The sequence below is a fragment of the Sedimentibacter sp. LTW-03 genome, from assembly GCF_052059825.1.
In the GTDB taxonomy this organism is placed as follows: domain Bacteria; phylum Bacillota; class Clostridia; order Tissierellales; family Sedimentibacteraceae; genus Sedimentibacter.
This window is the reverse complement of the sequence record NZ_CP197180.1, coordinates 3,429,983-3,444,561: the sequence shown is the minus strand read 5'-3', so window position 1 is coordinate 3,444,561 and position 14,579 is coordinate 3,429,983. Positions and strand designations below refer to the sequence as shown.

Genomic DNA, 14,579 nt, shown 5'->3' with positions numbered 1-14,579 from the left:
ATAATAACACAAAAAACAGGAGGATACAAGTATTCCTTTAATCAGGAAATTATATCCACCTGCGCATTATTCTAAATTAAAAAATTATTTATCTTTCACAAGACCCTTCATAGTACCGACTACATAGTCGATATCTTCTCTTGTCACGCCTATATGCGCTACGAACCGGTATTCTCCGTCCTCAATTCCATTAATTTTTATGTTATTTTCATAAAGTTTTTCCACAAGAGTTTTCTCCGGAATTATGTCCTCTCCCATTTTAAAGAACACCATATTTATGTCAAGTCTGCTCTTTATTACTTCTACGCCTGGTATTTCTTCAAGCCTCTCAGCCATGTATTTTGCATTATCATGGTCTTCCTGAAGTCTCATGGTCATTTTTTCGAGAGCTATTATACCTGCTGCTGCCAGTATTCCTACCTGTCTCATACCGCCGCCCATGAGCTTTCTTTTTTTTCTGGCTCTGTCAATAAATTCTCTGCTTCCGGCAACCATGGAACCTGCCGGAGCTGATAATCCCTTTGAAAGGCAGAACATAACAGAATCACAACATGATGCTATTTCCTTAGCATCTACTCCCAGAGAAGCCGCTGCATTGAAAATTCTTGCTCCGTCCATGTGAACAGGAATCGAATTTTTTTCTGCTATCTGCTTTATTTCTTTTAATGTATCCATAGGAATAACAGCACCGCATCCATGAGCTTGCTCCACACAAATAAGCCCTGTTTCAGGCTCGTGAATATCATCTTGGCGAATTGCTTTTTCAACGTCCTTCGGGCTCACTGCTCCATTGGATGTCTCAAGCGTTCTCAGCTGTACACCGGCGATTACTGCAGATGCGCCTACTTCATGGACCACTATGTGATTATTCTTTCCTAGAATAACCTCCTGGCCTCTTCTTGCATGGGTAAACAAAGCCAGCTGGTTTCCGAACGTACCGCTGGGAACAAATAACGCTGCCTCCTTGCCTACCTTTTCTGCAGCTATCTTTTCCAGCATGTTTATAGTTGGATCATCTCCGTAAACATCATCACCAACTTCAGCAGACATCATTGCCTTTCTCATTTCCTCAGTTGGCATAGTAACCGTATCACTTCTTAAATCAATGTATTTCATATGTTACCCCCAATGTTTAATTTGCACGCTTTCACAACATTTTTTGCCAACACGGCTGTTGTTACCGAACCTACTCCTGCAGGTACAGGAGTAATGAGCCCGGCTTTTTCGATGCAGTCGGATGTATTTACATCACCTGTAATTTTTCCTTCGCCATCTACATTTATACCCACATCTATAACAGTTGCACCTTCTTTAATATAATCCGGCGTAACCATTTTTGATTTTCCGATTGCAGCTACAAGTATATCTGCCCTTGATGACATTTCACTGAGACTTGCAGTTTTTGAATGGCATATGGTAACTGTAGCATTTTCTTTTAACAGAAGCATAGACAAAGGTTTACCTACAACCATTGACCTTCCCAAAACCACAGCTTCTTTTCCCTTTAATTCCACTTTGTAGTATTTCAAAATTTCTATGGCCGCAGAAGGAGTACAAGGAGCAAAGCCTGATTCATCACCTTCGGTTACCTTGGCAACATTGATCGGATTCATACAATCAATATCCTTTTCAGCACTTATAATATATTTAATTTCATTTTCATTTAATTGCTTAGGAAGCGGTCTAAAAAGCAGTATGCCATGTACCGATTCATCGTTATTTACCTTTTCTAACTCCTCTGAAAAATCCGCCTGACTTATGTCAGCAGGCAAGCTAAGAACATCACATTCTATACTGCATGCATTCATTCTTTTTACTGCAGCCCTCTCATAGGCAAGATCATCTTCGCGCTCTCCCACTCTAACAATTTTAAGTTTTGGCATGATTCCTTTTTCTCTTAAAGCTTCGGCCTCTTTCTTAACCTCAGTTGTTATTGCATCCGCAACCGGCTTTCCCTTTATTAAGTCACCCATCTCTCTCTCCTGTTAGCTTAATATTTTTAATACCTTTTCATATATTTTGTCAGCTTTTACATTTCCGTCTTTCAACAGTCCTTTGACCATTTCTTTGTTTTTATTAACGTATTCCTGATCCGATATAGAATTAATGTTTATCAAAACATTTAAATAAGCGCTGTTCAAAGCAGCTTTAAGCAGCTGAACACCGACTCCTATATCGCTTATTATAGTTTTGGAGCTTATGTCCACAAGCTCGTCATGAAGAAGTATTCCCTCATACACAAGGCGGAGTGTTTCCAGCGGCGCTTCATTTGCATCCTTGAGACATTTCTGCATAACCTCATTTTTAATTCTTTTCTCCTCTTCGGTACCTGACGGCATAACGTATGCCTTTGATAATGGTTCGAAGTTCTCTGCATCTTTTTCAATTGCAGTCAACAACTTTTGAGCTAATTTTTCTCCCTTTTCCAATATTTCCTCGTGTTGCTTTTCAAAACCAATAAATTTTTTCTTTCCTTTGGAGAAGTTTGCCACCATTGAATTTAAGGCCACACCTAGTGCACCTGCCAATGCAGCAGCTCCACCTCCGCCCGGAACGGGTTTTTTTGACGCAAGTTCACTTGCGAATTCCTCACATGATAATTTTGTTAAATTCATAATTTATCCCTCACTTTACAATAGTATATATCAAGTAGCCTAGCGATTACAATATTATTATTTGACATTTTTATTATCATTGTTTACCATATTAATAACTATAAGATTAAGGGAGCATAATATGAACAACTCTGGACAAAACAAAATGGCCTCCGGCTCAATGACAAAACTAATTGTTACCATGTCTCTTCCGCCTATCGTTTCAATGTTTATTCAAGCTATGTACAACATAGTTGACAGCATCTTCGTTTCAAAGATAGGGATGGACGCATTAACCGCTGTTTCACTTGCATTTCCAATGCAGCTTATTCTTGTAGCCTTATTTGTGGGAACGGGTGCTGGAGTTTCATCCCTGATATCAAGACGTTTAGGTGAAGGAAATCGCGATGCTGCAAGTAAGGCTGCAAGCCACGGTTTTATGGTAAGCCTTATATACTCTGTATTGATTGCTATAATAGGAATTTTTCTAACAGACTTCTTTATTCGATTGTTTACAGACGATTCATTGCTTCAAGGGTTAACAGCTCAATATTTAAGAATTATATTAATTTTTTCCTTTTTTAATTTTATCTCCAATGCCGGAATTTCCATACTGCAGTCTACGGGAAATACAATGATGCCCATGGTTTCACAACTTGCAGGAGCTTTAACAAACATTATTCTTGATCCCATAATGATTTTCGGTTACTTTGGCATGCCTGCCTTGGGCGTATCGGGAGCGGCCTTAGCTACTATTATTGGTCAGCTTGTTTCATTTATTTTGATCGTTATAATGTTTAAGAAGGACAAGTCTCTTGAGATTAAGCTTAAGAATTTTAAATTTGAAAAGGCAATTTTAAAGGATATGTATATTGTGGCACTTCCTGCAATTATAATGCAGTCCCTTGCTTCCGTAATGGTAAGTGGATTAAACCTGATCCTGATAGCTTTCAGTGATGCCGCCGTTTCTGTGCTGGGCATATACTTCAAGCTGCAATCATTTATATTCATGCCTATTTTCGGAATGATGCAGGCGTTTAGAGCTATCCTCGGATACAATTTTGGTGCAAAAAATAAGGGCAGAGTCTTAAATGCATTAAAAATCACCCTTTTATTTTCTGTGTGCATCATGCTTGCAGGAACATTTATTTTTCAAATATTTACCGAGCAACTTCTCGGGATGTTTGACAGCAATGCTGAAATGATGTCCATAGGAACCAAAGCTTTAAGAATAATAAGCTTGACCTTCCCAGTCGCTGCCGTTGGGATTATAATAAGCACTTCGTTTCAGGCCTTTGGCAAGGGAATGCTCAGCCTTGTCATATCATTTACAAGACAGCTTTTAATACTGTTGCCTGCTGCATATGTGCTTTCAAAAATAAGCGGTTTAGATTTATTCTGGTATTCATTTACCCTTTCGGAAATATTATCAGTTCTAATAGCTGTACCAACAATGAGCATCTATCTAAAAAAAACATTTAGTTCCTGGAAGTGATTATATTCTATCGTTGTAAAACGCAAAGTGGATATGATCCTCCCACTTTCCGTTTATTTCCAAGTATCGTTTTGAGAAACCCTCTTGCTCGAACTCCAGCTTTTCCATCACTCTGAGCGACCTGCCATTTCTGGGCACAACATTTGCTTCTATCCTGTGAAGTCCGAAATTGTCAAACATAATTTCTACTGTTCTTTCAATGGCTTCCGTCATATATCCCTTGTTAATTTCATCTTTATCAAGTTTGTATCCCAAGAAGCAAGATTTGAAATTGCCCATAATTATATTGGAGTAGCAAACATTCCCTATTAATTTGTTGTCTTCCTTTTTAATTATCCAAAATCTCACCTGCAAATCATTCTTAAACAGGTTGTATTCGTTGTATAATTTTCTTTTATGATATGAAAGCGTATAAAAATCTCTGGGATGTGCAGGATCCCACTCATTTAGAAAATTATGATTTCTTTTGTAGTAATCAAGAACCTCCTGCGCGTACCTGGGCTTTAATATCCTTAAATATAATCTTTCTGAGTCGTATCTAGTCTGTTTGAACATTTTTATCTCCCTTGTAAATTTCAGTTCTAATTTTATAATTTGCAACTTAAATAGTCAACTTATTTTGCTTTACTATATATTTTTTTTATGTTAGTATAATACAGAATTCAATGAATTGGATGAAAGGGCAAAAAATGATAACTAAAGGCAATAAGGTATTCTTGATATTTACTCTCTTTTACATATATTTTACGATGGCTCTGTTTGACAGTTCCCGAGGTAATTTCTTACCTTTTTTTATTAAGGAATTTAATATAAACAACACAATTATGAGCTTAATATTAAGCTTATCCACATTGGGAAATATAATAGGGAGCTTTTTGGGCGGTCACTTTTGCGAAAAATACGGCCACAAAACAGTATACATAATTGGGTCAGTCACCTCAACAATAGGCATATTAATTGCTCCGTTTACTCATAATGTATTTATGCTTGGACTTTTCTACTTTATATACGGTGTTGGACGTCAATTCCTGTGTATAGGAATTGATTCAATGATTCCTGTTCTGTCTGTGGGGTTCGAGTCAATACTAATGAATATTACACATTTTATGTTTGGTTTAGGAAGCTTTGCTGGACAAAGTGTTTACGGAAGGTTACTATCCAACGGAATTTCATGGAGAATTATTTATTTTTACATAGGTATATTCTTTGTTATTACCGTAATATTAACTTTAATGATCAAAACTCCTAGCATACAAATAAGCAGCGAGATATCATTCAATAGAAAAGGTATGTACAAAAATAATCTGATTTATATGTTTGTAGTAGCTCTTACTTTTGCACTGATAGCAGAAACTATTGTGCAAACATGGTTTATCAGCTATATGACAGATTCATACAGCCTAAGCCCTGCAGCTGCTGCAAAGTATGCTTCGATATTTTTCCTTTTATTTGCACTGGGGAGGCTTCTTGGAGGATTTATAATCAATAAAACTGGTACTTCACGAGGATTGAAACTGTTCCTTATTGCAGCGGCAGTATTCATGCTTGTCGGGCTTCAGCTGAAGCGAGAAGGGCTTATTCTTGTAGCAGCATCAGGTATATTTATTTCCATCACTTTCCCTACAATGATGGTACTAATCAGTTCAGCCTTCAGCCAAAACTCTTCATTTGCAATCGGGTTGATCGTCACATTAAGCAATATATTATTTTTAGTTTTATTTAACATAACAGGAGCATTAAATGACTTATTGGGATCATACGGCGCCTTTTACATGGCACCGATATCAATAATTTGCTGTCTGGGAATGCTCGTTGCTATAAGCAGAAAAACAAAGAATGAAAGTATTTAACATCGGAGGTTTTTTATGTCATTAGAAAAATTATTGATTCCGGAAAGATACGTAAACAAGTTTTCTCTTCTGGAAACACAAATTGCAATTAAAAGAATAAAGGATTTTTTTGAAGCCGGGCTTGCAAAAAATCTTTCTCTCATTAGAGTATCCGCGCCTTTAATGGTTCGTCCAGAGTCAGGGCTTAATGATGATCTGAACGGGCACGAAAGAGCGGTGCGCTTCGACATGCTCGAGACAAAGTATGATGTTGAAATTGTTCAATCTCTTGCAAAATGGAAAAGGATGGCTCTTGGAAGCTACAGCTTTGATACATACACAGGACTTTATACAGATATGAACGCAATCAGACGCGATGAAGAGTTAGATAATATCCACTCTATCTACGTTGACCAATGGGACTGGGAAAAAGTAATAAAGAAGGAAGACCGAACAAAGGAAACTTTGATGGCAGTTGTAAACCAAATATACGGCGCATTTAAATCAACAGAAATCTACTTGAGAAGTCTATATCCATTTTTAAGGAATGAGCTTCCTGAGCAAATTCATTTCATGACGACAGAGGAGCTTCTTCAACTCTATCCTGATAAAACACCTAAGGAACGTGAATATCTGATTACAAAGGACAAGAAAGCTGTATTCCTAATGGAAGTCGGCAAAAAACTTTCTGACGGAACTGTCCATGACGGACGCGCTGCAGACTATGATGACTGGTCACTGAACGGAGATATACTATTTTATTTCTCTACTCTGGATATTGCTTTAGAACTTTCTTCCATGGGCATAAGAGTAGATAAGAATGCACTTATGAGCCAGCTTGAGGAAAAGGATCAGATGTACAAAGCCGAATATCCATTCCACCAGGATATTATAAATGAAAAAGTTCCTTTCACAATTGGAGGCGGTATCGGACAATCAAGAATATGCATGTTTTTCCTACAAAAGGCGCATATTGGAGAAGTTCAGGCTTCCGTTTGGTCCGAAGAAATGAAGGATGTATGTAGAAAAAACGGAATACACCTTTTATAACAACCATTTAAACAAACCGAGGCTGCATGTGACTATCACAGATGCAGCCTTCTTTTTATCTCCGCATGGAGCCTTTTTTCTTCAAAGATGAGTATTGTTGACAATGATATTATGCTTGTAACTATACATATAAGCGAAGGATACAATGCAGTCAATCCTCCCGTAAATATAAATATTATCTGAACCAAGCCGAATAAACCGTCTATTATTATATACAATATATAATCCTCAACGTAAAGCTTGCGTACTTTTGATATTATAGCCATTGAAATCATTGCAAAACAGCATACGAATGGAATAACATACGTAATTGACCATCCCTTCCAGGCTGTTAAAAAGTCCCATATAACTACTATTACAGAAATAATCATTACCTGGTAAACAATATTTTTTGGAATATTATTTCGCTTGTTTATGGCTGATATCATGCTTGCCCAAACCGAGCCCAGGCCTCCGAGAATAAATATCGACCACGCCCCGCTCCGCGGTAACAAAATATTTATAGCTACAGAAACAGATGCGATTACAATTGAAACAAGAAGCATTATTTTAAAAAACAGGCCATGCTCCTTGTATACAAATGAAATAGCCGGAAACACCTCATCGCTGTGCTTATCTCCATTGAGCGTTGCCTGACAGAGAGGGCATTTTCTCCTGTTTCCTTTCACATTTATCTTGCAATTATTACAATATTTCAATGGCTCACCTTCTATTCCTCGTGTACTATGTTTGATTCTATGGTTACGGGAATGTCCATATCCGTTAGAGTTTTAAAAAATCTTCTCTGCACCTCAGTACTGACAAATGCAGACGTAAAACTGATTCTGAACTTATTCTCAAAAGAGCATGCACATGCCTGCAGCTTATTTGTGCTTACAAATATATCGAAGGAAGATATGAAAGGTCTGATATCCTCCGGCATACTTACAATTCCCACATTTGACAAGGTTGAAGTGTAGCTTCTGTCTACTATGCTGTTTGCAATTTTCAACGCAATGTCCTTTATAGAAAGAGGAATTGCGCGAAGAATAAAGTTATGCTCCAATGATGAAAGCATGTTTATTCTCCTGCCTAAAGTTTCAGGAGTTAGGTTTTCTCTGAAACTTTGCTTAAGGTGTTCTATTACATCAGGCAATTCTCCGCTCCCTGCAGAAAAATTATAATCCACATTTATTACACCAAAAAAGTTTCTGGCTGTATGAGAATAATAGTAGTTTCTCAAATTAACCGGTATGCTTAAAACAACAGGTCTCTCCTTAAGTCTGACAGGTATTTCCTCATTGATTGCACACATGAGGATTGCAGCAAGAAAAATTGTCATGGAAGTGTTATATTCCTTTACCTTTGCCAGCAATAAATCAACCGGAATAACCCCTTCTATAACGCTGATTCTGTACTCTGGTATCTTGGATCCTCGAAGTTTAAAAGCCTTCTTCCCTTTTTTCTTCTCATTGCCGACTTCCCCCGAATAATATCTCTGAAAGCTGTCATCCATTTTCTGTGTCTTTGATGACTCAATATCCAGCACAGGTACTTTATCTCGAAATTTATGTTCATGCTTGATAGTAATATAATGGAAAACCAAAGTTTTTAAAAACTGCAAAGCACCGGCTCCGTCTGACAGGGCATGGTAAACTTCAAAGCTTATTCTTTTTTTATAATACATGACTCTGAAAAGCAATGTTTTATTATTTTTATCATAAAGAGTCGTGCATGGAGGAAGGTGTTCTTCCGTTACAACAGCTTTAAAATGGCTTCGCTCAAAATAATACCAGAACAGTCCGCTCTTAATTACAGATTTATATAGTGGATACGCATCTACTGTTATGTCCAACGCCCTTTGCAAAACATTTTTATCTACATTCTCATACAGTTCACACGCAAATCTAAAAACCTTCGTATCGCTGCTCTTGCTGTTTGGCGGAAATATCTTTGCCGCATTATCTAATTTACTCCATTCTGATATTTTTTTTCTTTTCAATTATTTCACCTCGTAGCTTGAAAGAAAAGTGTTAATTATCTCATAACACAGCCTGACCTGCGGAAATCTCGGAGGAAGGGCAAAAAAGCCGTGCAGACCGTCTTTAATTCTGAATATCTCCACATTGTTTCCTGCAGCTCTTAATTTTTTCCCGTATTGCTCCCCTTCATCTCTCAGAGGGCAAAACTCCGCTGTTATTATCAGGGTATCAGGCTGGCCCTTAAGATCTTCTGCCAGCAAAGGAGCAAAATACTTACTGTTTCTGTCCTCTTCACTGCTTTTGTACAGGTCCATGTAATCACAGATTTTTTTTGACGTGAGCAAATACTCCTTTCCGTAATCATGAACTGATTGGAACGGTGTTTTTTCACTATGGTCGTTATACGTTGCCGGATAAATCAATATCTGCCTTTTAATTTTAAATTCATTTCTTTCTTTTGCCAGCAGCGACAACGCGGCAGCCAGGTTACCTCCCGCACTATCTCCTATTATTGTAACCTCTTTTTCATTAATTACTTTGTTAGAAATAAATGCTTTCGCAACATTATAACAATCCTCAAGCCCGGCAGGAAACGGGTTCTCAGGTGCCAACCTGTAGTCTACGGAAACAACCTTGTGACCTGTCAGTTTTGCCATATTTACGCAAACCTTACTATAGCTGTCTATGTTTCCTACTACCCATCCGCCACCGTGAAAAAAAAGCAACACAGGATAATTACCTTTATCTCCCGGAGCATATATTCTGATAGGAATGCTGTGGTTTCCCGAATCAATTGAGCAATCCCATGTATTGAAAGGCGGTTTTAAATAATTTCTGTGGGCAAGATTCACAAAATTTCTATGAAGAAGATAGTTCTTCTTAATATCAATATCTCTGTATGTTATTGCCTTTAGTGCAGCTCTGACGACCTTATTTATAGCCATGATTACCTCACTGTTTAGTTTACACCATTATATATATAAAAATTACACGTGTCCATAATTTTATTTATTCTTTAAAATCAAGCGCTTTTTTTGTTGACAATTATTAGTATTACGTTAAAATAATAGTAAGTACAATTTTAAGGAGGAAAATTATGCAAAAATATGTTTGTGACGCTTGCGGTTATGTATATGATCCAGCTGAAGGAGATCCGGATAACGGTATAGCTCCAGGAACTTCATTTAATGATTTGCCAGAAGATTGGGTTTGCCCTCTTTGCGGAGTCGGAAAAGATCAATTTTCACCGGAATAAAATTTAGTATAAAAGGGGATTGCAGCATCTTAATTTTTGCCACAATCCCTTTATCCTTAAACGAAGACTCTTTCGCATGAAAAGCTTTAATTTTGCACGCTATTTCTACCAGGAAGTATTATATTATAAATTAATATTAAAACAATTGATACAATTAACATAAAAATATATGAATAGTTGTAACTTCCTGTCATGTCAAATACCACACCGTTTATTATCGGAGCGGCCACTCCCCCTATGCTGCTTGCTGCACAAAACAATCCATAAATGTTGCTGAAATCTTTTTGTCCGTATAATTTGTCTGTTATGATGGGAAATGCAATTGTTGAAAACGCACTTCCAAATCCAGTTCCTAAAACAATGAAAATCAAAAATATTCTATACTTGGCAAACAGCAGACCAACAAGTCCTACCACATTTAACAAAATAGATAGTATAGAAGATGTTCTTACCCCGAATCTGTCAAACATCCTGCCCAGAGCCAATTTACTTACTGCTAATACTCCCATAGTTAATGCTGTAATATTTGCACTGGTTGTTAAGGAATATCCTGAATCGCTCATGTGAGGAGATATTGTAAAAAATGTTGTAGCCATTCCAATGCTTCCGGCGATAAAACAGATCATTAAAATCCAAAATTTATATGTTTTTCTTGCCTCTTGAAGTGTTATTCCATCATCGTAATCCATAATCTGAGATTTATTTTCTTTATAATATGATGATTCTGTATATACGTCTCTGGGATGAATCTCTATAATTAAAAACACGCATGGTATTATTACTATTCCCATTATAACAGCCAAAGCCATATAGGCGAATCTAAACCCATAAGATTCCATCAAAATGCCAGCTAATGCATTAAACAGCATTCCTCCCACTCCGCTTCCCATAAATGCAAAGCCTATGGCCAGCCCCTTTTTATCGCTGAACCAGTTGTTAATAATAAGAGAGAGAGGAAGTGTTGTTAAAAATGCTGCGGATACACTTGCAACTATTGTTATTGCATAAAATTCAAACAGCGAGTCAGCTAAGGAATACATAAAATATGATACGGAAATAACTACCGATGATACCCTCATTAATCGTTTAATATTAATTTTTGAAAATATTTTGCCTGATACAACAGATATAATTGTCTGAGAGAACATAGACAATGTAACTATTGCACTGACATAAGAACGTTTAAAACCAAATTCATCGCTTATTGGCTTGACAAATATACTTGCACAGTTAAAAATAATCGCCCATGCAGTAGCCATAATTAAAAACCCAGCGAGTACGATTATCCATCCATAGTATACTTTAGTTTTTAAAAGCAGTTTTTTCATTATTAGCATACTCCTTTAGTTGCCAGTCATCTTAAAAGGGTTATCTCCTATTAGGAACTAATCTCCATTTAAGATAACCCTGTCATACTTTTTTAAATATTTTATTTTGCAATACACTGCCGTTTTAACAATATTAAATAATTGTGCCTCCCCCAATTACAACATCCCCGTCGTAAAACACAGCTGCCTGCCCCGGTGTCACAGCACGCTGTTTGTTTTCGAACTCTGCAATAATTTTATCATCACCCTCAGGGTGTAGCACTGCTTTTACCTCTTTCTGACTGTACCTTGTTTTTACCGTTGCTTTCATTGGAGATGTAAGTTTCTCCACAGCAATCATGTTAATATCACGAACCTCCATCCTGTCTGTGTACAGGTCGTCCTCATTTCCCAAAATTACCGTGTTTTCATCCTTATTCTTGCTCACTACATAAGCAGGTTTCCCTAAAGCAATTCCAAGGCCCTTTCTCTGGCCTACGGTGTAATGAATAATGCCTTTATGTTCACCTACTTTATTTCCATCAATGTCAACAAAATTTCCCTTTTTAGATATAATTCCCATTTTGTTTTCAAGAAATCCCGCATAATCTCCATCCTGAACAAAGCATATATCCTGACTGTCAGGTTTTCTAGCATTTATCAGATTTCTTTCCTCCGCTATTCTTCGTACGTCAGTTTTATTCATAGAGCCTAGAGGAAGCAAAGTTCTTGACAAGTCATGCTGAGAAAGAACATACAGCACATAGCTCTGGTCTTTAGACATATCAACTGATTTCTTTAGTAAATATCTGCCGCTTGCATTATCATATTCTATCTGAGCATAATGACCGGTGGCTATATAATCTTTTCCCATTAAAAGAGCTCGTTTGATCAGCTTACTAAATTTAACGTATCTGTTGCAGTCAATACACGGATTTGGAGTAGTTCCTGCTTCATAGCTGTCAGCAAACTTTTTTATTACTTCTTCTTTGAATGTGTCACCGAAGTTAAAAACAAAATGCTCAATCCCCAGCTTGTAGCATACGCTTCTTGCATCTTCCACATCTTCAAGAGAACAACAGGTTCTTGTTTTGCAACTGTCAAGAACTTCTTCGTTGCTGAACAATTTCAATGTTGCACCGCATATATCATAGCCCTGATCCCTTAGAAGGACTGCTGCCACTGAGCTGTCAACTCCTCCGCTCATGGCAACCATAACTTTTTTATTCATACTTTCTCCTATCTTAAAAAACAGGACATTTCTGTCCTGTTTATAGTATCTTTTGTATACAGCAATTATATAACTTGCGCAAAACATTGTCAAATATTTTGAAAGTTAACATTTAAAAGGTTACTCAATTTCATCCTTTTTATTTTTTCTCTCAACAACTGATGCGAAAATTACACCCACCTCAAACAACAGTATCATAGGCAGCGCCAATAACGACTGTGTTATAATATCCGGCGGAGTAAGCAATGCTGCTACTACAAATATAATCAAAATTGTATATTTTCTATTTTTCTTAATAAAGCTTACTTTCAGTATATGGAATTTTGTCAGAATAACCATTAAAATAGGAAGCTCAAATATTAATCCAAACGACAGCAGTGTATTGATTACAAATGACAAGTAATTGCTGAAGCTGATCATTTCATCAATCTGTTCTATCTCAAATCCCATAAAGAACTGAAGCATTATTGGAAGTACCACAAGATATGCAAATACAACACCTAGAATAAAAAACATACCTCCTACAAACAACGAAACCGCAATTGTTTTTTTCTCACTTTTTGTAAGTCCCGGACTTACAAAAAGCCACAGCTGAAGCATCAAAAACGGAGCTGCTATAACTAACCCTCCGATTACCGCAATCTTCACATATGACAGCAAAAGTTCTGCGGGAGCTATAAATACAAAATTGATTTCAGGAGCAATATCTATTATATGCTTAACTACTACTTCCGCAAAATTATAAAATATAAAGACAGCTGCTATAAGAACAACACTTGAATAAATAAGTCTTTTCCTAAGCTCGGATAGATGCCCTACCAGCGTTAAATTTCTCTCATTTTTTTTATTTTTTTTTCTCATAATAAGCCCTGCTCTGCTATTGATATAATTCTTCTGTTGATTTTATTATACAGTAAAGTACATGATTAACGGGTGTCGGAATATTCAACCTTTTCCCCATTTCAACAACTGTTCCCGCAAAGTAATCGACTTCTGTCTTTCTCTTTGCTTCAACATCCTGAAGCATGGATGTTTTGCCATTTGGTGAAAAATTGCTCATTAGAACAACAAATTCCTCAATATCTTCTTCTCTTAAATCTATTTGAGAAGCTTCTGCAATTGTAAGCACTTCTTCCATTGCCTCTCTGAACAGTGTTAGGTTTGTTTCAAGGCTTGTAACCTTTCCATATGGAGATCTTGTAACGGCAGTTACCTGATTAACTCCAACGTTTAACATAAACTTTTTCCATACCATTCTTTTCATATCTGGAAATACAAGGTTTCTTATTCCTGAATTGTCAAAACATTCTTTAACTGCTTGTACTTCTTCAGAAACAACCGTATTATCGGCTTCACCGAAATGTATTTCACCATCTTCGGTATTTACTACGCCGCTTTCAGTCCTTATTGCATCAATTTTCATTGATAATCCGTAGAGAACATTATTGTCCGGATATGCTTCTTTAATCTTTTCTCTCGCCGTTACGCCGTTGAGAAATGTTATTAGAATTGTTCTTTCTCCAACAAACGGCCTTACGTCTTCGATTGCATGTTCAAGCTGATAGTTCTTAACCGCGAATATTACCAAATCGTATTTTACGCCGTTATTTCCGCCTGATACTACTTCAGGGTAAAAAGTATTTCCGTTCAACGTAAATCCGTTTTTCCTTAATTTTTCCTGTCTTGAATCGTCAGCTATTACAGCAAAATTCTTACCGTATCGTTTAAAAAGCAAATTTCCGTACACAGTTCCCACTGCACCCATTCCTATAAGTGCAACCGTTTTTATATTCATATCTATCACCCGATTTATTTTTTAAAACAAACTCATCGCAATATATTATAATAGAATTATTC

15 protein-coding genes are annotated in these 14,579 nt (G+C 36.8%); 4 read left to right on the top strand and 11 right to left on the bottom strand.

The features are described from left to right. Positions 1-84 precede the first annotated feature (84 nt). Genes ltaE through ACS3UD_RS16700 form a run of 3 tightly spaced genes read right to left on the bottom strand, consistent with a single transcriptional unit; the run spans position 85 to position 2,615 of the window. Positions 85-1,116, bottom strand: a complete 1,032-nt coding sequence (gene ltaE / locus ACS3UD_RS16710) for a low-specificity L-threonine aldolase (RefSeq protein WP_308138525.1) — start codon at positions 1,114-1,116, stop codon at positions 85-87. After that, positions 1,113-1,973 carry a bifunctional 5,10-methylenetetrahydrofolate dehydrogenase/5,10-methenyltetrahydrofolate cyclohydrolase gene (locus ACS3UD_RS16705; protein ID WP_308138526.1) on the bottom strand — a complete coding sequence of 287 codons (861 nt, stop codon included), beginning with the start codon at positions 1,971-1,973 and terminating at the stop codon, positions 1,113-1,115. Before ACS3UD_RS16705 ends, ltaE begins: the two co-directional genes overlap by 4 nt. A 12-nt stretch (positions 1,974-1,985) precedes the next feature. Next, entirely contained in the window at positions 1,986-2,615 is a 630-nt protein-coding gene (locus tag ACS3UD_RS16700) for a cyclodeaminase/cyclohydrolase family protein (RefSeq protein ID WP_308138527.1), read from the bottom strand. 121 nt (positions 2,616-2,736) lie between these two features. Here ACS3UD_RS16700 and ACS3UD_RS16695 point away from each other — a divergent pair, with 121 nt between their 5' ends. Further along, a complete protein-coding gene (locus tag ACS3UD_RS16695) occupies positions 2,737-4,089 on the top strand; it encodes an MATE family efflux transporter (RefSeq protein ID WP_308138528.1) in 1,353 nt (450 codons plus the stop codon). On the opposite strand, the gene ACS3UD_RS16690 is transcribed toward ACS3UD_RS16695, so the two are convergent. Beyond that, positions 4,090-4,644, bottom strand: a complete 555-nt coding sequence (locus ACS3UD_RS16690; RefSeq protein ID WP_308138529.1) for a GNAT family N-acetyltransferase — start codon at positions 4,642-4,644, stop codon at positions 4,090-4,092. A gap of 134 nt (positions 4,645-4,778) precedes the next feature. Here ACS3UD_RS16690 and ACS3UD_RS16685 point away from each other — a divergent pair, with 134 nt between their 5' ends. Together ACS3UD_RS16685 and asnA are read left to right on the top strand one after the other, a co-directional pair. Further along, complete coding sequence (locus tag ACS3UD_RS16685) at positions 4,779-5,939, top strand: MFS transporter (RefSeq protein WP_308138530.1); 1,161 nt, start codon at positions 4,779-4,781, stop codon at positions 5,937-5,939. A 15-nt stretch (positions 5,940-5,954) separates the two neighbouring features. Then, positions 5,955-6,968, top strand: coding sequence for an aspartate--ammonia ligase (gene asnA, locus ACS3UD_RS16680; RefSeq protein WP_308138531.1), 1,014 nt, complete (start codon positions 5,955-5,957; stop codon positions 6,966-6,968). A 35-nt stretch (positions 6,969-7,003) separates the two neighbouring features. On the opposite strand, the gene ACS3UD_RS16675 is transcribed toward asnA, so the two are convergent. From ACS3UD_RS16675 to ACS3UD_RS16665, 3 genes are read right to left on the bottom strand one after another with little or no spacing between them, the layout of a single operon-like run. After that, positions 7,004-7,666 (bottom strand): DUF6320 domain-containing protein, encoded by a 663-nt coding sequence (locus tag ACS3UD_RS16675; RefSeq protein WP_440977700.1) that lies wholly within the window; start codon positions 7,664-7,666, stop codon positions 7,004-7,006. A gap of 11 nt (positions 7,667-7,677) precedes the next feature. Continuing rightward, on the bottom strand, positions 7,678-8,949 hold the full coding sequence (locus ACS3UD_RS16670) for a hypothetical protein (RefSeq protein ID WP_308138533.1): 1,272 nt from the start codon (positions 8,947-8,949) through the stop codon (positions 7,678-7,680). Beyond that, entirely contained in the window at positions 8,950-9,873 is a 924-nt protein-coding gene (locus ACS3UD_RS16665; RefSeq protein ID WP_308138534.1) for an alpha/beta hydrolase, read from the bottom strand. It lies immediately after the preceding gene. Between the two features lie 152 nt (positions 9,874-10,025). Between ACS3UD_RS16665 and rd the strand changes: the two genes are divergently transcribed. Then, positions 10,026-10,184 (top strand): rubredoxin, encoded by a 159-nt coding sequence (gene rd / locus ACS3UD_RS16660; protein ID WP_308138535.1) that lies wholly within the window; start codon positions 10,026-10,028, stop codon positions 10,182-10,184. Between the two features lie 86 nt (positions 10,185-10,270). Here the strand turns inward: rd and ACS3UD_RS16655 are convergent, their stop codons facing one another. The 4 genes from ACS3UD_RS16655 to ACS3UD_RS16640 all read right to left on the bottom strand — a co-directional run bounded on the left by ACS3UD_RS16655 (position 10,271) and on the right by ACS3UD_RS16640 (position 14,517). Further along, positions 10,271-11,512, bottom strand: coding sequence for an MFS transporter (locus tag ACS3UD_RS16655; protein ID WP_308138536.1), 1,242 nt, complete (start codon positions 11,510-11,512; stop codon positions 10,271-10,273). 133 nt (positions 11,513-11,645) lie between these two features. Continuing rightward, positions 11,646-12,809 carry a tRNA 2-thiouridine(34) synthase MnmA gene (gene mnmA / locus ACS3UD_RS16650; protein ID WP_308138537.1) on the bottom strand — a complete coding sequence of 388 codons (1,164 nt, stop codon included), beginning with the start codon at positions 12,807-12,809 and terminating at the stop codon, positions 11,646-11,648. Between the two features lie 33 nt (positions 12,810-12,842). Further along, positions 12,843-13,583 carry a twin-arginine translocase subunit TatC gene (gene tatC, locus ACS3UD_RS16645; protein ID WP_308138538.1) on the bottom strand — a complete coding sequence of 247 codons (741 nt, stop codon included), beginning with the start codon at positions 13,581-13,583 and terminating at the stop codon, positions 12,843-12,845. 16 nt (positions 13,584-13,599) lie between these two features. Next, the gene (locus tag ACS3UD_RS16640) at positions 13,600-14,517 is read right to left on the bottom strand and encodes a ketopantoate reductase family protein (protein ID WP_308138539.1); all 918 of its coding nucleotides are present in this window, start codon (positions 14,515-14,517) and stop codon (positions 13,600-13,602) included. Positions 14,518-14,579: the final 62 nt, after the last annotated feature.